Annotated in this window: 16 protein-coding genes and 1 pseudogene; 15 read left to right on the plus strand and 2 right to left on the minus strand. The window is 50.6% G+C overall.

From position 1 onward, the window contains the following. The first annotated feature begins 534 nt into the window (after nt 1-534). The 5 genes from FYJ64_RS09150 to FYJ64_RS09170 all read left to right on the plus strand — a co-directional run bounded on the left by FYJ64_RS09150 (nt 535) and on the right by FYJ64_RS09170 (nt 8,264). Nucleotides 535-1,557: a nucleotidyltransferase domain-containing protein gene (locus FYJ64_RS09150; RefSeq protein WP_154574850.1), complete on the plus strand. Its 1,023-nt coding sequence runs from the start codon at nt 535-537 to the stop codon at nt 1,555-1,557. Further along, nucleotides 1,554-2,330, plus strand: coding sequence for a nucleotidyltransferase domain-containing protein (locus FYJ64_RS09155; protein ID WP_154574851.1), 777 nt, complete (start codon nt 1,554-1,556; stop codon nt 2,328-2,330). Before FYJ64_RS09150 ends, FYJ64_RS09155 begins: the two co-directional genes overlap by 4 nt. Nucleotides 2,331-2,538: 208 nt before the next feature. Continuing rightward, nucleotides 2,539-2,742, plus strand: a complete 204-nt coding sequence (locus FYJ64_RS11580; protein WP_235897163.1) for a helix-turn-helix domain-containing protein — start codon at nt 2,539-2,541, stop codon at nt 2,740-2,742. 300 nt (nt 2,743-3,042) lie between these two features. Then, complete coding sequence (locus FYJ64_RS09165; RefSeq protein WP_154574852.1) at nt 3,043-4,482, plus strand: ATP-binding protein; 1,440 nt, start codon at nt 3,043-3,045, stop codon at nt 4,480-4,482. 302 nt (nt 4,483-4,784) lie between these two features. After that, nucleotides 4,785-8,264 (plus strand): DEAD/DEAH box helicase, encoded by a 3,480-nt coding sequence (locus FYJ64_RS09170; protein WP_154574853.1) that lies wholly within the window; start codon nt 4,785-4,787, stop codon nt 8,262-8,264. A gap of 104 nt (nt 8,265-8,368) precedes the next feature. Here the strand turns inward: FYJ64_RS09170 and FYJ64_RS09175 are convergent, their stop codons facing one another. Continuing rightward, the gene (locus FYJ64_RS09175; RefSeq protein ID WP_154574854.1) at nt 8,369-9,058 is read right to left on the minus strand and encodes an HAD family hydrolase; all 690 of its coding nucleotides are present in this window, start codon (nt 9,056-9,058) and stop codon (nt 8,369-8,371) included. A 271-nt stretch (nt 9,059-9,329) separates the two neighbouring features. On the opposite strand from FYJ64_RS09175, the gene FYJ64_RS09180 reads away from it, so the two are divergent. From FYJ64_RS09180 to FYJ64_RS09205, 6 genes are all read left to right on the plus strand, one after another. Continuing rightward, on the plus strand, nt 9,330-10,181 hold the full coding sequence (locus FYJ64_RS09180; RefSeq protein WP_154574855.1) for a pirin family protein: 852 nt from the start codon (nt 9,330-9,332) through the stop codon (nt 10,179-10,181). A 380-nt stretch (nt 10,182-10,561) separates the two neighbouring features. After that, complete coding sequence (locus FYJ64_RS09185) at nt 10,562-10,981, plus strand: hypothetical protein (protein ID WP_154574856.1); 420 nt, start codon at nt 10,562-10,564, stop codon at nt 10,979-10,981. A gap of 297 nt (nt 10,982-11,278) precedes the next feature. Beyond that, nucleotides 11,279-11,686 (plus strand): 2-hydroxyacyl-CoA dehydratase family protein, encoded by a 408-nt coding sequence (locus FYJ64_RS09190; protein WP_235897164.1) that lies wholly within the window; start codon nt 11,279-11,281, stop codon nt 11,684-11,686. 22 nt (nt 11,687-11,708) lie between these two features. After that, complete coding sequence (locus FYJ64_RS09195) at nt 11,709-12,482, plus strand: acyl-CoA dehydratase activase (protein WP_154574858.1); 774 nt, start codon at nt 11,709-11,711, stop codon at nt 12,480-12,482. Between the two features lie 10 nt (nt 12,483-12,492). Then, complete coding sequence (locus tag FYJ64_RS09200) at nt 12,493-13,971, plus strand: 4-hydroxyphenylacetate 3-hydroxylase family protein (RefSeq protein ID WP_154574859.1); 1,479 nt, start codon at nt 12,493-12,495, stop codon at nt 13,969-13,971. A gap of 457 nt (nt 13,972-14,428) precedes the next feature. Beyond that, nucleotides 14,429-15,586, plus strand: coding sequence for an iron-containing alcohol dehydrogenase (locus FYJ64_RS09205; protein ID WP_427811307.1), 1,158 nt, complete (start codon nt 14,429-14,431; stop codon nt 15,584-15,586). A 135-nt stretch (nt 15,587-15,721) separates the two neighbouring features. Here FYJ64_RS09205 and FYJ64_RS09210 read toward each other — a convergent pair whose 3' ends face one another. Then, complete coding sequence (locus tag FYJ64_RS09210) at nt 15,722-16,423, minus strand: cob(I)yrinic acid a,c-diamide adenosyltransferase (protein ID WP_328597004.1); 702 nt, start codon at nt 16,421-16,423, stop codon at nt 15,722-15,724. Between the two features lie 119 nt (nt 16,424-16,542). On the opposite strand from FYJ64_RS09210, the pseudogene FYJ64_RS09215 reads away from it, so the two are divergent. The 4 genes and pseudogenes from FYJ64_RS09215 to FYJ64_RS09230 all read left to right on the plus strand — a co-directional run bounded on the left by FYJ64_RS09215 (nt 16,543) and on the right by FYJ64_RS09230 (nt 21,092). After that, nucleotides 16,543-17,150: pseudogene (locus FYJ64_RS09215) on the plus strand (transposase). 365 nt (nt 17,151-17,515) lie between these two features. Continuing rightward, nucleotides 17,516-18,319, plus strand: coding sequence for an alpha/beta fold hydrolase (locus tag FYJ64_RS09220; RefSeq protein WP_154574861.1), 804 nt, complete (start codon nt 17,516-17,518; stop codon nt 18,317-18,319). Between the two features lie 16 nt (nt 18,320-18,335). Then, nucleotides 18,336-19,898 (plus strand): UDP-N-acetylmuramoyl-tripeptide--D-alanyl-D-alanine ligase, encoded by a 1,563-nt coding sequence (locus FYJ64_RS09225; RefSeq protein ID WP_154574862.1) that lies wholly within the window; start codon nt 18,336-18,338, stop codon nt 19,896-19,898. A gap of 9 nt (nt 19,899-19,907) precedes the next feature. Continuing rightward, nucleotides 19,908-21,092: a D-alanine--D-alanine ligase family protein gene (locus FYJ64_RS09230; RefSeq protein WP_154574863.1), complete on the plus strand. Its 1,185-nt coding sequence runs from the start codon at nt 19,908-19,910 to the stop codon at nt 21,090-21,092. Nucleotides 21,093-21,204: the final 112 nt, after the last annotated feature.

Raw genomic sequence — 21,204 nt, forward strand, 5'->3', positions numbered from 1 at the left:
ATCATCCTGAAATTGTCTCCGCGAATCAGAGCCTGTTCGATGTAGATACGGTCTGACAGTGTCAGATGCTTGTGGTCACTTTTGATATCTTTACTCATAAAAACCTCCTCATTGCGCAGACAGGTGACCATATGTTCATTATATAGTTGTGCAGGAGTAAATTCAGCAATGTGGAAGTTAGTCTTACACAAATGGAATTTAAAAATATATTTAACGTTTATAATTCTTCTGTGGAAGACAGCGCGTGGAAGGCAGCGCCGGGACGGGGCTGTCTGGAGCCGGAGCCTCAGTAGGTAAAAAAATACCATCTACGGACTGAGGCCTTACTTTTTTGTTGCACAGTGACGAAAAAGTCAATAAAATAGAAACGCAGCGATGATATTACAGCGCTGTCCGTCTTTCTTTTGTTGTTTTCCGGTATTGAGTGGACAAAACGCTATAGGGGTTTAACGAGAGTTTCCCTTATATGGTCGGAGAGCGGTAAGCACGGGATGATCTGTACATAGATGTGGAATATTGGAGAGTAACAGACATATGGATTTTAAGGAATTCATGAACACGGCAGAGTATGATTTTCTGCGAACGAATAAGCGTCTGGGAGACAGGATTATGCTGCTCGGTTTGGGCGGCAGCTATGCTTACGGCACAAATAACGAAGGCAGCGATATCGATTTTCGCGGTGTCACGCTTATGATGCCGTCCGATCTGCTGGGACTGACAAAATTTGAGCAGTATGAGGATGCTAAGACTGATACAGTTATCTATGGATTCAACAAGATGGTAAAGCTGCTATTGGAGTGCAATCCGAATGCCTGTGAAATGCTTGGGTTAGATGAGGAACAATATCTGATCAAGTCGGAATTGGGGCAGGAACTTATCAATAACAGTAGGCTTTTTCTTTCCAAAAGAGCTGTTAAATCCTTCGGGGGATATGCGGGCGCGCAACTTCGCAGGCTTCAAAATGCCATCGCGAGAGATACACTGTCACAGAGTGGCAGGGAAAAGCATATCCTGAGATCAGTAATGAATGTGCTGGATGATTTTAATCGCAGATATGCAGGTAAAGAAAACGGGAGCATCCGGCTGTACATTGACCGGGCGGAGAATCCTGAACTGAAAACAGAGATTTTTGCAGATGTAAGCTACAGACATTTTCCTCTTCGGGATTATACGAATCTGTGGGGAACCATGAGATCGGTAGTCCGTGAGTATGACAAGATCGGCAGGCGTAATAAAAAAAAGGATGAGGATCATTTGAATAAACACGCAATGCACCTGATCAGACTGTTTATGATGGCGATTGACATTCTGGAAAAGGGCGAAATACGCACTCACAGAGAGGGTGATCTGCCGACTCTTCTTGCTATAAGGAGAGGCGATTATATGCTCCCTGACGGTACATTTTCTCCGGAGTTTTATGAGATGCTGGAAGAATATGAGCATAGGCTGGATGAGGCTGCTGCAAAGACAGAGCTGCCGGACGGTCCTGATATGAAGAAGGTGGAAGCTTTTGTGGAGCGAATCAACAGGTATGCAGTTACGGGAGAATTAACATGAGAAATATTATTGGCGAAATAAATGAGGAACTGGATAAAATAGAAAGAAAAGAGGGCGTGCGGATTCTGCATGCTGTTGAGTCCGGAAGCCGGGCCTGGGGATTTGCATCACCGGATAGTGACTATGATGTCCGTTTTGTATATGTCAGACCGAAGGAAGACTATTTGAGGCTGGATGAACCAAAGGATGTGATTGAATGGCAGCTGGATGAGGTGCTGGATATCAACGGCTGGGATTTGAAGAAAGCACTAAGACAGTTTGCAAAAGGGAACGTAACGCTTTTTGAATGGAGCGAATCTCCAATCGTCTACAGGACAACGGCGGAATGGGCGCAGATAAAGGAAATTTCGAAACACTTTTTTTCGGAAAAGGCGGCAGTCTGCCATTATTACGGGACGGCAAACAACACGCTCCAGAAATATCTGCTGGGGGATCTTGTCAGATATAAGAAATATTTCTATGCACTGAGACCTTTGCTGGCGGCACGATATATTGAAACGTATCATACTGCTCCGCCGGTACTTTTTGACGATCTGTTGAAAATGGATATGCCTGAGGTGCTGAGGCGTGCTGTCGATGAACTGCTGGATGTGAAGAAAGTAACGGCAGAGGGAGAAGAAAATCCGCAGATTCCGATTATTAGAGGGTTTATCGTGAATGAAACGGCACGTCAGAAGAAAATTGCTAATAATATGAGAAATGATCGCAATAAGGACTATGCGAGATTAAACCGTATTTTCATAGACATTGTATTAGGAAATGAGCATTCATAATGGGTCGATCAGAGAATTACCCGCAAATGTCGTGATGCATCAATCGCCGGAGCAAATTTAAGACGCAGCACGGAGCATATTTGAAATCCCAATACTGCCGTGACAGTATCCCATGTACACTTCTGTACACTTCTTGATTCCCTGTTCTATTGACGTTGGGTCGGCATACCGATATAATGAAAATGAGCAAAAATCGGGAGGTGACGATATGGACTTACAGACACTGCTTAATCAGAAACAGATCACCAAATGCCATCTTTCGAAAATCAGCGGGGTACCAAAGACCACGATTATGGATATATGCGCAGGACGCAGCAAGATAGAACGTTGTTCGGCAAAAACAATCCAGCAGCTTGCAAAAGCCCTGGATTGCACAATGGAAGATATCATGGAATTATCCTCTCTCTATTGACGGAAAGACAGGCCCGAAAGATGAGGCATATTTTGAGTGACAACTGTCACCATTTCTCAAAACATCCATCGAAGTCATGCTGGACCGTGGCGAGGAATGATATGATCGGGACTGCGACTTTTGCAACCTGCAATCCGGCATAAATGTCATCGAGTGAGATGGAGCAGACCATAAGCTCTGATTAGGCGTGGTATCTCGAGAAGAAATATCTGGGACTGCAGAGGGTGTAATATGGCTTGATTTGTGATTCTTCCTCTCAGGCTGCGGTAAAAAAATGATTATAGAAAAGAAGGGATCAATTTGCGGCAATTCAACAATCTTGAAGAACTGATCGGTGAAGCAACCGAGTATGATAAAAAACAGGCGGTGGAGCTTAAGAAGCCCAAAAGCTGGTGCAAAAGTGTCAGCGCCTTCGCCAATACATCAGGAGGCATTCTGATCTTTGGAATTGCCAATGACAATTCTGTTATCGGTTTGCCGGATGCAGAGCATGACGCGGAAGCAGTCAGTGAAATCATGAAAAACCGCCTGTCCCCTGTTCCGGAGTTCCACCTGTCTTTTCATGTGGCAGAAAATGGGAAGAAACTTTTGCTGCTGCAAGTTTTCAAAGGAGAAGAGACGCCGTATTACTACTCCGCAGATGGGACAACGGAAGCCTATATTCGTATCGGCAACGAAAGTGTCCCTGCTGATTCGACCGATTTGAAGCGGCTAGTTCTCAGAGGTCGTAATTCAAGTTATGATTCGCAAAATTCACCTTTCGAAGCGGCGGATTATTCTTTTACCAAGCTGAGAGAACGGTTCAAGGTCTGGACCGGGAAGAGTTTAGTGGAGAAAGACTTATCATCCTTTGGGATGATCGGTACAAATGGGAATCTCACGAATACAGGCGCCCTCCTTGCGGATGAATCCCCTATTCGATGGTCAAGAGTATTCTGCACCCGCTGGAATGGTAAAACAAAAGGCGGCGGCATTGTAGATGCGCTGAATCATGCCGAATACGCAGGAAGCCTCATCTCTCTTTTGAACGACGCGGAATCGTTTATTAAGAATAATTCTAAAACCATTTGGAAGAAATTGCCTGATTCAAGGCTGGAACTGCCGGAATATGTGCACCGCAGCTATTTTGAGGCATTGGTCAATGCCCTGATTCATCGGGACTATCTGATCAATGGCAGTGAAGTGCATATAGATATTTTTGATGACCGCATGGAGATCTACTCTCCCGGCGGAATGCCGGACGGGACACTCATACAGGATCGCAACATCAAAGGGGTTCCCTCCATCCGTCGGAATCCAGTGCTTGCCGACATCTTCGCAAGACTTGGCTATATGGAACGTTCCGGGAGTGGATTGGGCAAGATACGGGAAGCCTATGAGTTTTCAGCCAATTATTCACAAGACAAGGCACCGGTTTTCTATTCAGATCGGTCTCAGTTTCTTGTAACATTGCCTAATTTGAATTATGAACAGTTGCAGAAAGAAGAAATCCCGTCAGATAAAGTAGCAGATGTAGCAGATCGAGTAGCAGATATAGCAGATATCTCCGAGCGCCAAAAACAAATTCTATCGTCGATGGAAATCGGCACCGAATACAGCAGCAATGATATTGCAGATATGATCGGACTGAAAGGCGCAATGACGAGAAGACTTCTGAATGATCTTGTGGATAAGGGATTGTTGAATAAAACAGCCGAAACGAACAGAAGGCGTTATTTGAAGGTTCCCCCAGCTAAATAAAGTTCGATTTGTTTGGACAGGTGCGTGATATACGGGATAAAATGAACTATTTTTAAAGGAATAATAAATGCGATTGCAACAATAAAAAAGAGTGTTCATAATAGAGCGATTAGAGAGTACCTTGCTTGCGGTGAGTAACTCTGCTGTTCTGCGCACTTTGAAATCCCAATACTGCTGTGACAGTATCCCATGTACACTTCTGTACACTTCGCACACTATTTTCTCCAAACTTTATTTTTTGATTTTTTATGGTATGCTTTGATTTATGGTATGTTCTGAGATAATAGGGGGATACGATATTGATGATGAAAACGGTACAGGCCGGCGCAGAGTTGGATCGGATGCAGAAGGAAAATGAAGAGGAATATTTTCAGGAACTTGAGGAAAGCGGCGATCTGAAATACAGCGAGAGCCAGCTGGGGCTGGACGGCTATCGCTACTTTCATCCGGAAACTATTTGCGGCGAAGCGAAGATCAGTCCGTCTGCGAAGAGCAAGGCTGAGCGCTTCGTAGAAAAATATGATCTGCGGAAACATTTCCGTGTAAACACGGGCTTCCTGAACAACCCGATTTTTGGAGAAATGCAGGGGCAGATCGAGGTTCCTCACCGGGAGGGGTTTCCGGATGTCAGATTGATATTTAACCGGGATCATCTGCATTATGCTCACTGTGGAGATTTGAGCTGCAGATGTTACGGAGACCGGGATATCAAAAAGCACACGACGCTTTGTGCGCATGAAGCTGCGGCGGTGCTTCTGCTGGAGGAGTTTCTGACGACATACGATATCGGCGACGCAACAGATTCGACGGGAATGCGTTTTTTGAGGGGAGAGCATATGGAGGAGACCTTTTCCGAGAACGACGTGCCGGATGGACAGGAACCGTGCAGAATCATCCCGCAGCTTTCTATATCTGACGGAAGGCTCACTGTATCCTTTCGGTACGGGCCGGTCTCAGGCAGTAAACGCCCGTATAAGATCAAGAGTGTACCGGAATTTGTGGACAAAACAAAGAAGCGGGAACCGATGCCCTTCGGGAAAAAATGGACGCCTGTTCTGACTGAGGAACGTCTGGAGGACAACTCACGCAGGATGTATGATCTGATGCGCAGAATCCTGGATGAAGAACGGCTTCATGCAGAGAATTTCATAAACCGGAGCAGTTTATACAGTTACTGGGGTACTTCCCATTTTGAAATGACATTCCGGGATGAGCTTCCGCTGTATGGGCGCTGGCTCGACGAATTTTTCAGTATCGTGGCTGAAAATGCCGGGCCGCTTGATTATCTGGAAACCGATCATTATGATTATTATAAAGAGAAGAAGAAAGGCAAACTTACGATTTCTCCGGAGGCACATCGGCCGTCGTTTCTGATTACGGCATATCACAGCGAGGAGGGGGAATTTCTGGGAGTCCGGCTTACCGGAGGCATGGGACAATGCTTTTATGGGGAGCGGAGGGCTTACTCTTTTGGAAATAACGAGCTTGCGCCTTTGAATATTCGATTGGCGAAGTTGATGGAGCCTGTGGAGCAGGCAGCAGGGCTGGAAGATATCGTAATGGAAATCGGCCGCAGAGAACTGCCGGAATTTTACCACAAGGTTGTGCCTCAGCTGAGAGAAATGACAGAGCTTTCCGAGCCGGATGATGAGGAAATACAGAGATACCTGCCGCCCGAAGCGAAGATATTTTATTATCTGGATGCAGAGGAGGATCAGGTGTTCGGCCGCGGGGCTGCTTTGTACAACACAAGGAGGCATAGCCTGTCGGAACCGCTGAATAACAGACCCCTTGAGCCTTATCGTGATCTGGATGCGGAAATCAGAGCGCGTGATGCGTTGGAAGCCTATTTCCCATACTATGATGAGGAGCGGGATCTGTTTTATAACGACCGGGAGGACGGGATCTGTCAGTTCCTGCAGGACGGCCTCGACCGGTTGTTCACCATCGGCGACGTGCGCAGCACTGAGCGTTTCCAGAGCCTCGGCGTAAAGCGTACCATTCCGCTCAATATCGGTGTCTCCATGGAGAACAATCTGCTGGATCTGAAGGTGACGAGCGATGAATATTCGGAGGAGGAGCTTCTAGATATTCTTCAGGCCTACCGGGAGAAAAAGAAATTTTTCCGCCTGAAGAACGGAAATTTCCTGCTACTTGCTGAACAGGAAAATAATGCGGTGGCGGAGCTCAGCATGATGCTGGATACGATGCAGGTGAGTCTGAAGGACTTCGTCCGCGGGAAAATGCAGATCCCTGCGTACCGTGCTTTGTATCTTGACCGGATGATGCAGAGTATGGAGAATGTATATGCCGACCGGGACCGGCACTTCCGTTCGCTGGTCCGGGATTTCCGAACGGTGGAGGAATCGGACTATGAGGTGCCCGAGGCGCTCCGGGGAGTGCTGCGCCCTTATCAGACAGTGGGGTATCAGTGGCTCCGCATGCTGGATCATTGCGGATTTGGCGGAATTCTGGCTGACGATATGGGTCTGGGGAAAACGCTGCAGATCATTACGCTGCTCGCGTCTTTGCAGGGGGACGGGGTGTCGATGATTGTGACTCCCGCATCTCTGGTTTACAACTGGCGCGAGGAGTTCCGGCGGTTCGCACCGGAGCTGAAGGTTCTCACGGTTACAGGAACGGCGGGAACGCGCCGTGATGTGATTGAGGCGGTGAACAAAGAAAACCGGGATGTGGATGTTCTGATCACCTCGTATGATCTTCTGAAAAGAGACATCGATGCTTACGAGGACGCTGAATTTCGCTTTGTTGTCCTCGATGAGGCACAATATATTAAAAACGCCAGAACATCGGCGGCTCGGTCGGTGAAACTTCTGCGGGGGCAGACCAGGTTCGCCCTGACAGGCACGCCTATCGAGAACAGGCTCAGCGATCTGTGGAGCATTTTTGATTTCCTGATGCCGGGTTTATTGTTCGATTACGAGACTTTCCGGCGGGAGATCGAGACTCCGGTCGTCAGAGGCGGGGATGAGGCGAAGGCGGAGCAGCTGAAAAGAATGGTAACGCCCTTTGTTCTACGCCGGCTGAAGCAGGACGTTCTGAAGGAACTTCCGGAAAAACTGGAGGAGATCCAGTACACCTCTATGGAAAGCCGCCAGCAGCAGCTGTATGACGCGCAGGTGCTGCATATCCGGAATCTTCTCGCGGGGGCGGACTACCAGAAGGACCGGTTCCGGATTCTGGCAGAGCTCACACGGTTGCGGCAGATATGCTGCGACCCCGCCCTTTGCTTTGAAAATTACCGGAAAGGCTCCGCCAAGCGTCAGCGCTGCATAGAGCTGATCCGGAGCGCGATGGAGGGCGGGCATAAAATCCTGCTCTTCTCACAGTTTACCTCCATGCTGGAACTTCTCGAGGGAGATCTGCGCGGTGAGGGAATCGCATATTACAAAATCACGGGGGCTACGGCGAAGGAAAAACGGATACGGATGGTGAACGCGTTCAACGGAGATGATACACCGGTCTTCCTGATTTCGCTGAAAGCCGGCGGCACAGGTCTGAATCTGGTCGGGGCGGATATCGTGATCCACTATGATCCCTGGTGGAATTTCGCCGCACAGAACCAGGCGACGGATCGCGCACACCGGATCGGGCAGAAAAATATCGTCAGCGTCTATAAACTGATTCTCAAGGATACGATTGAGGAACGGATTATCGAGATGCAGGACAGTAAGCAGAAACTGTCGGAAGACATCCTCGGGGCGGAGGATATTTCCAGCAGCGCCATCGACCGAGACGAGCTGCTGCAGCTTCTGGGGTAGTCCGCACCGCCGGGCGGCAGCGGTGTGCAGGATGATTCATGCTGCCGGCCGCCGCCCGGGAGGATAATCCGTACCGTTGTCCGGCTGCGGAGCGGTCGGAAGCCTTACGCCATCGCCTGAATGTCATCCGCGGTGAGATCCCGGTAGTCGTTGATGCGGTGCGCCTCATTCGGCCGCAGATCCTTGGGATCATACAAAAGAGCATGCATGCCCGCGCTCCGTGCGCCCTTGATATCAAATTCATAGTTGTCACCGATGAACAGAATCTCATCCGGCTCCGCCTTTGCTTTCCCTATACAGCACTGGAAAAAGGCGGGATCCGGTTTGTCGATGCCGATCTCCTCGCTGGTGACGATAAAATCAAAGTATTCTCCAAGCTTCAGCTGATCCAGCTTCTGATACTGAATCAGTGCGGTCATGTTGGTGCCCACGCCCAGCCGGATGCCGCTGTCCCGCAGCATCGCCAGACATTCCCGGATGCCCGGCTCGCGGATGGCGGTGTCCATCAGCGTTTTCCAGTAGAGATTGCTCATGGTCAGCGCGTGAGGAAACACCGGAAGGTCCCGCTCCTCCAGGAATCGCTGGAACCGGATGATCCGGTTGTGACTCGCCGCGATGGGGCCCATTTCGTCAAACTGCTGCTTCATGATTTTGTCGATGCCCTCGGTGGTCTCCCGGGTCGTCAGCCCGAACTCGCGCTCGCAATAGGCGCAGATCGCGTACATGGCGATGCGGTGACTGTCCTTAAAGTCATAGAGGGTATCGTCCAGGTCAAATATTACGGTCTTTATCATATTCAGTCTCGCTTTCTTATCGTTCTTGTTCCTGCAGTAAAATCGAAATCATATCGGTCGTTTCATACCGGACTTTAATTGTATCACAAAGCCATCGCGGCTGCTTTCATTTCTTATGATGCTTGTGTGAATTTTTTCGTGCGTCTTTGAACTGAGGACAAAACTATCGCTGAATTATACGTATATGTTAGTTTCTCAGAGAAAGGGGCAAATATATGGTACACAGACTTGAAATTCAGAAACAGAAATGAAATACAGAAGGAGAGTAGTGATGAAGAGAACAATCAGAAAGGCTGTAACAGGTTTTCGCACTGTGGACGGTGCAGGCGTAAATCTGGTACGCGTACTAGGCCGGGATAATGTGGAGGAGTTTGACCCTATTTTGATGCTGGATTCCTTCGACAGCACCGACCCCGCAGACTATACCGCGGGATTTCCCATGCATCCTCATCGTGGTATCGAGACGGTGAGCTACCTGTACCGTGGCAGGATGGTGCACAGAGACACGCTGGGAAATGAAGATCAGATCTCTGACGGCGAGGTTCAGTGGATGAATTCCGGATCAGGAATCCTTCATGAGGAACAGGTGCCGGCAGCTGAGCGTCTGCTTGGCGTTCAGCTCTGGCTGAATCTTCCGGAAGAGGATAAGATGAGCGTTCCGACTTATCGTGCGATAAGGAAAGATGAAATCAGGGAGATTCCTTTTGAGGGAGGGTTCCTCCGCCTGCTTGCCGGCGCTTACGGAGCGTATCAGGGACATCGCGGGGATCATCTTCCGCTGGACTACTATGACGTACACCTGGACGAAGACGCGGAGCTTGTGATTCCCACAGAGGAGGATGAATCCGTAATGGTATTCACCCTTCTGGGAGACGCGCTCGTTGCAGATGAGCCGGTCAGAGAGAAGACTGCAGTGAAGTTGACTGAGGGCGACAGTCTGTCCCTGCGGGGGGCAGCCGGCGGTTCACAGATTCTGGTGATGAAATCCAGAGCGCTCCATGAACCGGTGGCCTGGGCGGGATCCATTGTCATGAATTCCCGACAGGAGCTCAGCGAAGCCTTCCTCGAACTGGAAGAAGGAACTTTTATCAGAGAACGCCCGGACTTCAACACCGGGCGTTGACCGGATCCGAAGGGCTGAGAGAAGTGTCTGCCAACACGGCGGGCACTTTTTTGCTGTCTGTATACCTGAACTTTTTCGTGCATAAACAAATAATTCATCGGGCACATGCGAACCATTTTCTGGTAATAATCGGAAGCATCAGGTACATTCCGGCAATTGTGCTGCCAGTATATCGATAATATAATTTTATTAAAGATGAAAGAATTTTTTGATGATTCAAGTAGCGACGGCTCGCCGAGAAATGACAGTGCATTATATATGGCTGGTACAGATCATGCATTAATGTATTGTACCAGAGAACGCCGGGAATGCAGTGCTGATATATCGCGGCAGGATAAATGAAGGGTGGACCGGCAGCGAAATGGCAGGAGGTGTGAAGAATGAGTCATGAAGATGAATTTATAAAATTTCAGGAAGAAAGCCTGAGGCAGACGGAAGTGCTGAAGGTGATTTTCTCGGTTATTATAATCGTGTGTCTGATTGCCGGGGGACTGTATATAAAAAAGCGTGACGGCGATAACGTTATCATACGGGTTCCTGTCTCCGCTTCTTCGGGAGAACAGTGGCAGTGTGAGGCAGAAAACCGGGACGTGCTGGATATCAAAGAGGATCGCGTAGAAGGAAACAAATATTGCGTGTATCTCACGCCGAAAACGGATGGGAATGCGAAGCTTGTATTTCTTAAGACGGTAAAGGACGGGTCGAAGCAGATCGAGAAAAGGGTCTATTATTACAGAGTCGACGATTCCGGGAATCTGATTTTCCGCAAAATGGTTAGGAACGAATGCAAGGATGCATAACGTCCCCTGTAGCCGTGCAAAAGTGCATGAAATTTCAGTCATTTGTAATGCGGGAAATGCTGCGCAGCCGGGTCGGACTATGGTTTTGTCGGAGAAAACCCTGAAAAAATCAGTATGGAGAATTGTCTGACAAATGAAAGCCGGATGGCACGTAAGTTGCAATAACGGTAATTGTCAATTATAGCAGAGCTTATCAATGGTAAGGCGACATATTCTTAATTAGCAGTGAGAATATGAAGCAGGCGGATGTATATCCGGCGAGGCAGTTTCAGTGAGCAGAAAGAAAAGGAGTTAGTAATGAAGAAGAAAGTTTTAATTGTTGCGCTGAGCGCAGTGATGGCAATTGGAATGAGTGTCGGTCTGACCGGCTGCGGCGGCAGTTCTTCGTCAGGTGGAAGCGGGAAAACCGTGACTCTGCATTTTGCGTCTTCCCAGGGGACAACTCATGTCTGGTATGCGTTCATGTATGAGCCGGAGAAAAAGCGCGGGCAGTATATGCTGAATCTGGCGGAACAGTACAACGCGGATGCAATCGTTGTGATGATGATGAAATTCTGCGATCCGGAGCAGTATGATTATCCGATCTACAAGGCTGAGCTGGAGGCCGCCGGGATTCCGTTCCTGTACATGGAGGTGGATCAGCAGACCACTGGATTTGAACAGCTGCGGACGCGGATTCAGAGCTTCTGTGAAATGCTGATGTAGTTGTAGAGCGAGGAGTAAAAGAATGTTTCTAGGCGTTGACATAGGGTCTTCATCGTCCAAAGTTGCGATTCTGGATGATGACAAAAAATTGAGAGCAATTCAGATCATCAATCTCGGAACCGGAACCAATGCGCCGGAGGAAGCCCGCCGCTGCGCATTGGAGGAGGCCGGAATTACAGAAGCGGAAATCGAAGCCGCAGTAGTTACAGGCTATGGTCGGATCAACTATAAAAACGCTGACAGACAGATCACGGAAATCAGCTGTCATGCGAAGGGTGTCACGTATCTTGCACCGGATGCCAGAACGATTGTAGACATCGGAGGGCAGGACGCCAAGGTCATCAAACTGGGCGAAGACGGTAAGGTTCGGAACTTTGTGATGAACGAAAAATGTGCGGCAGGTACCGGACGTTTTCTGGAAGTGATGGCCCGGGTACTGGGATGCGGGCTTGGGGAGTTATCCGCTCTTGCGGAAAAGTCCACCAAAGAGGTCGCAATCAGCAGTGTATGCACCGTATTTGCAGAAAGCGAAGTGATTTCCAGGCTGGCGTCGGGAGAAACGGCTGCGGATGTGGCGAGAGGAGCACATGTGGCGATCTCAAAGCGCGTGGCCGGATTGTGCAACCGGATCCAGTATGAGCCTGAGATTGTAATGACCGGCGGGGTCGCACTGAACAGCAACGTCGTAAATGCTCTTTCCATAGAGCTCGGGTACCCTGTGTATGTGGTGCCTCACTGCCAGGCGGCCGGAGCAATCGGCGCAGCATTGTTTGCTTATGAATTGAAGAGAAAGTAGAGGTGTGAGAATGCCATTAATGACAGGAGAACAATATATTGAAAGTCTGCGCAGGCTGAAGACCAGGGTGTACATGTTCGGCGAGCAGGTGGAGAACTGGGTGGATCATCCGATTATCCGCCCGTCCATCAACAGCGTTGCGATGACCTACGATCTGGCGCAGGACCCGGAGTATGCGGATCTGATGACCGCGAAATCCTCCCTGACCGGCAAGACGATCAACCGGTTCACCCATCTGCACCAGAGCACGGACGATCTGATCCGCAAGGTGAAGATGCAGAGGCTTCTGGGACAAAAGACGGGTGCATGTTTTCAGCGCTGTGTGGGGATGGACGCGTTTAACGCGGTGTTCTCCACGACCTATGAGCTGGACGAGGCGAAGGGAACAAAATATCACGAGAACTTTGTGAAGTTCCTGGAAATGATCCAGGACGAGGATCTGGTGGTGGACGGCGCGATGACGGATCCCAAAGGCGACCGGGGCAAAGCGCCCCACGCGCAGCCGGACAAAGATCTGTTTCTGCGGATCGTGGAGCGGCGGCCGGACGGAATCGTGGTGCGGGGTGCCAAGGCACATCAGACCGGTGCGGTCAATTCCCACTGGCACCTGATCATGCCCACCATCGCCATGCGGGAGGCGGATGCGGATTACGCGGTTTCCTTTGCCTGCCCCAGTGATGCGGAAGGGCTGTTCATGGTATACGGCCGTCAGTCCTGCGATACCCGGAAACTGGAGGATCCCTGCTCCGTCGATGTAGGAAACAACAGGTTTGGCGGGCAGGAGGCGCTGGTTGTCTTCGACGATGTGTTCATTCCCAATGAATATGTGTTCATGGCCGGAGAATATGAGTTTGCGGGCATGATGGTGGAGCGGTTTGCCGGATATCACCGTCAGAGCTACGGCGGCTGCAAGGTGGGCGTCGGAGACGTGGTCATCGGTGCGGCGGCGCTGGCAGCGGAATACAACGGAGCGGAGAAGGCTTCTCATATCAAAGACAAGCTTATCGAGATGACACATCTGAATGAGACGCTGTTCTGCTGCGGAATCGCCTGCTCGGCTGAAGGACATCCCACCAAAGCTGGGAACTATCAGATCGATCTGCTGCTGGCAAATGTCTGCAAGCAGAATGTGACACGTTTTCCGTATGAAATCGTCCGGCTGGCGGAGGACATTGCCGGCGGGCTGATGGTGACGATGCCGTCCCAGAAGGACTTTGAATCGGAGCTGCCTGCGGGAAGAGGAGGAGAATCCGTCGGTGCGATCTGCCGGAAGTACTTTGCGACCCGGGAAGATGTGGATGTGGAGGACCGCCAGAAGGTGCTCCGGCTGCTGGAGAATCTGTGTCTGGGGACCGCTGCGGTGGGGTACCGGACAGAATCCATGCATGGTGCGGGATCGCCTCAGGCACAGCGCATCATGATTTCCAGACAGGGTAATATTCAGGGAAAGAAAGACCTTGCCAGGGCAATTGCCGGAATAGAAAAATGATGAAAGCGCGGCGCGGAAGCGTCGGAATGCATGAAAAGGGGCTGTCGCACAGTTGATTTAAATATCAGCTGGAGCGACGGCTCCTTCTTTTTGATAATTGTGCGATAGCCTCTTTGTTTTGCCGGGACAGTCAGGGCAGTGCCATCGTTTTTTCCTCATCGCTAACACACCCTGCTGCGGTTAAAAATCTAACAAAATGAATAATAATTCGTAACAAGCAATACTTCGCCAATGAATTATCAAACTGTTTGACGCAGATTTAACAAGCGGACGAAGGATAGACGGTTGTTTGTCATTTGACTATCGAAAATGCATAAAAATTCACAAAAACACAATTTTTTTTGAGATAAAGTACTTGCATTCTTCTTTTCGGGTGGTATAATGCAGAAAATTCAGGTGCGGTTATGAATAAATATAAAACCGTATCGCATAAACGAAGGGAGAATCAGTTATGTCAATGTATTATTATTTACCCGCGCGAAATGTTTTTGGTGAAGGAGCTGTAAAAGAATGCGGACGTCTGCTGGCCACCATGCATGCGAAAAAAGCGATGATCGTCACTGACGCATTTCTCGCCACGCAGCCGATGGCCGCAGATATACAGGGATATCTGAAAGATGCGGGAATCGATTCGGTGATTTTCGGCGGAGCAGAGCCGAACCCGAAGGATACGAATGTTGAAGCGGGACTGAAGGTTTTCAACAAAGAGCAGTGTGATGCCATCGTCACACTCGGCGGCGGTTCTTCTCATGACTGCGGCAAGGGAATCGGACTTGTGGCCGCCAATGGCGGTACAATTCATGATTATGAAGGAGTTGATAAGGCCGCCATCAGCCCGGTACCGATCCTTGCGATTAATACAACGGCAGGAACCGCATCGGAAATTACGCGGTTCTGCATTATTACCGATACCAGGAGAAAGGTGAAGATGGCCATTCTGGACTGGAGAGTCACACCGGATATTTCCATTAATGATCCGGAGCTTATGATTGGCATGCCGCCATCGCTGACCGCTTCAACTGGAATGGATGCGCTTACTCACGCGATTGAGGCCTATGTTTCCACGATGGCAACTCCGATGACGGACGCTACTGCGCTTCTGGCGATTACAATGATCACACAGTATCTTCCGAAAGCAGTTGCAAACGGTGAGTATATGAAGGCGAGAGACCGAATGGCCTACGCGCAGTATCTGGCTGGCGCTGCGTTTAATAACGCTTCTCTCGGATATGTCCATGCGATGGCTCACCAGCTGGGAGGTTTTTATAATCTGCCTCATGGCGTCTGTAACGCAATTCTGCTGCCGTATGTGGAGGAATTCAATATTATCGGAAACCTGAACCGTTTCAGAGATATAGCGAGAGCGATGGGCGAGAAGGTTGACGGGTTGTCCACGGACGATGCGGCAGTGAAGGCGATTCGGGCAATCCGGCGTCTGAGCGGTCAGGTCGGGATTCCGGCGAACCTGAAGGAACTGGGCGTCCGGCGAGAGGATTTTGATATCCTGGCCGAGAACGCCATGAAGGATGCCTGCGCAGCGACGAACCCGCGGAAGGCGACAAAGGAACAGATTATCGATATCTTTGAGAAGGCGTATGAGGGCGCGGCGCAGTAGCGCCTTCGCTGCCCTCTGTTTCATTCATCGGTCTGCCTTCACCGGCAGCTCCGATGGATTATTTCTCCCGCCGCTGGTGGGAGTATGTATTATATCTCTTATTTTTATAATATAATGTTTGCTCGTTAAACCCCGTCAGCGTTCGATTCCATCCCGGGCTTCCACGCCCGCTTCATAATAGTGGCGGACTTCTCTCATTTCAGTGACCAGGTCTGCCTTCTCCAACAGCCATTCCGGAGCGTAGCGCCCGGTCATGACCAGCTCGGTGCCGGAGGGCTTCGCCTCCAGGAGATTTTCCAGGTCTTCACGAGTAATCAGATTGAAATACAGTGCGATGAATATCTCATCCAGAATCACCAGATCATAGCTTCCGGAGCGCAGTACCTCCAGTGCGCGCTTTACGCCGGTACGGGCAGCCCGGATATCGGGAATTCCCGCGTCACGGTCCACGATGCAGCCCATGCCGAACAGTTCGACCTGAATTTCCGGAACCCTCTCCTTCAGAATGCCGATTTCGTGGTATTCCATGCTTTTCATAAACTGCCCGAGATAAACCTGAAGACCTGCACCGGCCGCCCGAAGGGCCAGGCCCAGGGCAGCTGTGGTTTTTCCCTTGCCGTTGCCGGTATAAATCTGAAAATATCCTTTGTTCATGCTGCGTCCTCCTCGTGTTGCGTGTCGCGTCTGCGATGCTCTGCGTGCATCCCGGCGCCATGTGTCGCATCTGCGATGCCCTGCGCGTATACCGGCTTTGTGCGCCGTGTGCTGCGGTGCGGATGATGCGTTGTGCGTCCCCGTATGTGCGGCTGCTTTTTTGTATATCACAAAGTATACCACAAAAAAATTATTTTGGTTGATTGTAAAATGAAGTTGAACAATTGAATAGAAAATCCATAGCTATGCCTCTTTTGGTAGAATGTAAGTGCTAACAACACAATCTCCAAAGGAGGATCACTATGGATCAGGTACATTCTACCACAGAACAGCATGTAAAGGGCAAGCATCTTACGTATGATGAACGAATGATCATCCAAATACGCCACAAAGAGGGCTGCTCCCCAAACCATATCGCTGCTGAGATCGGCTGCGCTCCTAATACGGTGCGCAATGAGCTGCGGCGCAGGCACGATCGACCTGTACAACTACGTGGATCTTGGGCTGATGGAGACCCGGAACCATCAGCTGCCAAAGAAACTCTCCCGCAGTACTAAGCATCATTGTGACCGTGAGAACAAGAAGGTGCTTGGGCGCAGCATTGAGAAGCGAGACCCTGGCATCAATGAGCGCATTGAGTTCGGTCATTGGGAATGCGACCTCGTGATCGGCCAGAAGACTGGTGTACTTCGCTCACCCGTACACGTCCTGTGAGAAGGGTACGAACGAGCGGCACAACGGTATCATACGGAGATTCATTCCCAAGGGAAAACGGATCGACAGCTATACCGCAGAGGAGATCTCGAATATTGAGGTCTGGTGCAACAGCCTGCCGAGGAGGATCCTTGGATACAGAACTCCGGATGAAGTTTTCGAAGCAGAGCTTGACCGGATTTATCGAGCGGCGTAGCCGGCGCAGGCACCCCAACCTTTTCGGCTTCCCCTATGGATATTCAGTTATCAATGTTCAACTTGTTGTTGCAATTAAGCAAAAAAATAATGTTGAGTGTGAAAGCCTTTATGGGCGGAAATTTTCAATACGTATATCGCCATTTTGACCGATGTATACACTTATTGCAGGCAGTTTTATGTTATAATGGAAATGCTATTTTTAATTTTTGGCATCGAACCGGAAGGTGAGATCAGTCTGCCTGCATCACGTGCATGGCGACTGTATCAGCACCGTCAGCGCCTGTAAGGTTTGCAGCAGCGGCAACGTCTGCAGCGTTGACAGCGCCGACCGTGCCGGGGCAGATGCTGTGAAAGGGTATATGGATGTTTTTGAATATCGATGGCTATGAAATCAATTATACAGTGACCGGGAAAGGAGAGAAGACTCTGGTGATCCTGCAGGGCTGGGGCACGGAGCTGACGGTGTATGATTCCGTCGCGGCCTGTGTATCAGACCGGTACCGTGTGGTGCAGTTTGATTTCCCCGGATTCGGAAAGAGTACGGAGCCGGCGGAACCCTGGTCAGTGGAGGACTACGCTCAGTTTTTCATTAAATTCATGGACGCGCTGCAGATCCGCAGGGCGTCGCTTCTGGGGCATTCCTACGGCGGACGGGTCATCATCCGGCTGGCGGCGAAGGAGAGTCTGCCCTTTGAGATTGATAGAATCGTTCTGGTGGACAGCGCGGGCGTGCTTCCGGAGAAAACGGCGAAACAGAAATGGAGCGTCCGCCGGTATAAATTTCTGAAGAAGATAGTCAGCATGAAACTGGCGCAGGCGATCTGTCCGGAACTTATTGAAGAGTGGCGGAACAGTCAGGGATCTGCGGATTACCGGAACGCCACGCCGATCATGAGGCAGTGCCTTGTGAAGGCTGTCAATGAGGATCTGACGCCTCTGATGCCGAAAATCCGGCAGGATACGCTGCTGGTCTGGGGAGATCAGGATGATGCGACGCCGCTTTCGGATGCGAAAATCATGGAGGAGAAAATTCCGGAATCGGGTCTGGCAGTGATCCACGGAGCGGGTCATTACTGCTTTCTGGAGCAGCCGCAGGTGTTCCGGCGGATTATGCAGTCATATTTCCGGACAGAGGGCACAGACAGAAAACAGATAGAAGAGAATTAGAAGAGGAGTAGGGAGCATGGAGTTTTTTCAGATCGTTGTTTCCATCGTGATGCTGCCGGCGTTTCTGCTGGTCATGCGATATAATATGCATATGTTCCAGCTGAACGGATATTTCAACGGTGAGCATCGGAACTGGCTGAAACAGAAACACGGCAAGCAGCGCAGCCTGCTGTTTCTCTGTGTGTTCGGCGTGCTTTCCGCGGTCTTCCCGACGGCGCTGCCGCTGATGGCGCTGTTGGTGACAGCGCTGGTGGTTTGGCGGTATTATCAGTTTCTGAAGAAGATCAATACAAAGAAGAACATCGTCTATACTCATCGGGTGCAGCGGATGATCGGCGCAGATATCGTGCTGGCAGTTGTTATTGCCGCGGCTGCGGTCTGGGGATCGGGAATTTCTGTGCTTCCCGGAACGCTGGCGGTGCTCACGGCACTGCAGATGTTCGTCTTCCTGCTCATCAACATTCTGATGAAGCCTTTTGAGAAGATGATCAAGAACCGCTATATCCGGGACGCGGAGTGGATCCTTGCGGCGAATCCGGATCTGAAGATTATCGGTGTCACGGGAAGCTACGGCAAGACCAGCGTCAAATTCTATCTGCAGACCCTGCTGTCCAGCCGCTACAGTGTGCTGGTCACTCCGGAAAGCTACAACACGCCGATGGGCGTCGTGAAAACAATCCGGGAGTCGCTGCGGTCCACCCATGAGATCTTCGTCTGTGAGATGGGAGCACGAAAGACCGGAGAAATTAAGGAAATCTGTGATTTCGTCCATCCGGATCACGGCCTGATCACTTCCATTGGCCCCGCGCATCTGGACACATTTCATTCCATCGACAACATCGTGAAAACCAAGTTCGAACTGGCAGATGCGCTGCCGGAGGGCGGAACGCTGTTTCTCAACGGAGACAATGAGTATCTGAGTGAAAACAGCGGAAAATATCCGAACGTCGTATTTTACCGGAATCATTCCGCGGGCGCAGGCTACTGCGCGGGGAATATACATTTGTCTCAGAAGGGAACAGAGTTCACTGTTACTGCGCCTTCCGGGGAGACGGAGAAATTTCAGACCCGGCTTCTGGGAGAGCATAATATCATCAACATCGCCGGTGCCATCGCGGTGGCGAATACCTTCGGGATCCCGCTGAAGGAGCTGCGGGTTCCGGTGCGGCGTATCCGGCCGGTGCCTCATCGTATGGAGATGATCGAGCGCGGCGCAGTCACGATTATCGACGATGCATATAATTCCAATCCGGTAGGTTCCAGGGCCGCGGTGGAAACGCTGAAAAATTTCGACGGCATCCGGATCTTGATTACGCCGGGTATGGTGGAACTGGGCGACCGGGAAGAAGAATATAACTATAAGTTCGGGGGCTATGCGGCGGACTGCTGCGATTACGTCCTGCTCATCGGACGGCGGCATACGGCGCCGATCGAGAAGGGCCTGCTGGAGAAGGGCTTCCCCGGGGAACGCTGCCACGTTTATGAGCACCTCCGGGACGCTCTGGACTTCGCATACGGGATCAGGGCAGAGGGACACAAGTTCATCCTTCTGGAAAACGACCTGCCCGACAACTATTAGGGGGATTTAATGAAGACGAGAATTGCGGTTCTGTTCGGCGGAAACAGCGTGGAGCACGAGGTCTCGGTGATTTCGGGGATCCAGGCGATCATGAGCATGAACAAAGAAAAATACGATGTGACGGCGGTGTATATCACAAAGGACTCTGTGATGTATACCGGACCGGACATCAGCGAGATCGACGCATACAAAGATATTCCGGGACTTCTGTCCCGATCGCAGCGGGTGATCTTTGTCAATGAAGGAGGAAGGGTCAGACTGGAGCCTTACCCGAAAAAGCGCTTCGGCGGCGGCAGCGTGGAAATCGATCTTGCCTTCCCTGTGGTTCACGGGAAAAATGTGGAGGACGGAACGCTGGCGGGATATTTCAGAACACTGGGACTGCCCTTTGTAGGCTGTGATGTGGGGGCCTCCGCTCTCGGCATGGATAAATACGCCTCCAAAGTTGTTCTGAAGGAGAACGGTGTGCCCGTTCTGGACGGGATCATCTATACGACAGCAGACTACGGCGACATCGACGGAATAATCGGCGGCATTGAGGAAAAACTGGGATATCCGGTCATCGTCAAGCCTGTAGATCTTGGCTCCAGCGTGGGTATCAGCGTGGCGAAGAACCGTATGGAACTGGTGGATTCCATTGATGACGCGTTTACCTACGCTCATAGGATCATTGTGGAGCATGCCATCACTCAGCTTCGGGAGATCAACTGTTCGGTGCTGGGCGATGAGAATCACGCCGTCGCTTCGGAAATCGAGGAACCCCTTCATACAAAGGATATCCTGAGCTATGAGGACAAATACCTGAGCGGTGGAAATTCCAAGGGCGGCGGATCCAAAGGAATGGCCGGAGTCTCCAGAAAGATTCCGGCAGAGCTTCCGCCGGAGAAGCGGGAAGAAGTGAGACAGCTGGCGGTCCGCTCGTTTCAGACCCTGGGATGCAGCGGTGTGGCCAGAATCGATTTCATGATTGATGAAGCCAACGGGAAACTGTATTTCAATGAAATCAATACGATTCCGGGCTCCCTGGCATTTTATCTGTGGGAGCCGCTGGGGATTCCCTATGAGGAACTGCTGGACCGCCTGATCCGGCTGGCACTGAAGAGGGTGCGCGAGGAGGAAGCGCTGACCTTCAGCTTCGATACGAATCTGCTGGACCAGACTTCTCTGTCCGGCTCCAAGAGCAAGCTGGGATAGACCGCCGGAGCTTGCTTTTGTGAAACAAGCGTCGCCTGCGCATGTGACTGCGCCTTCATGCTAGGATAGACTGCCGGGACTGCTTTTGGGAAACCTCTGAAATAAGCCGTGA

The organism is Hornefia butyriciproducens, from assembly GCF_009695915.1.
Taxonomy (GTDB): domain Bacteria; phylum Bacillota; class Clostridia; order Peptostreptococcales; family Anaerovoracaceae; genus Aminicella; species Aminicella butyriciproducens.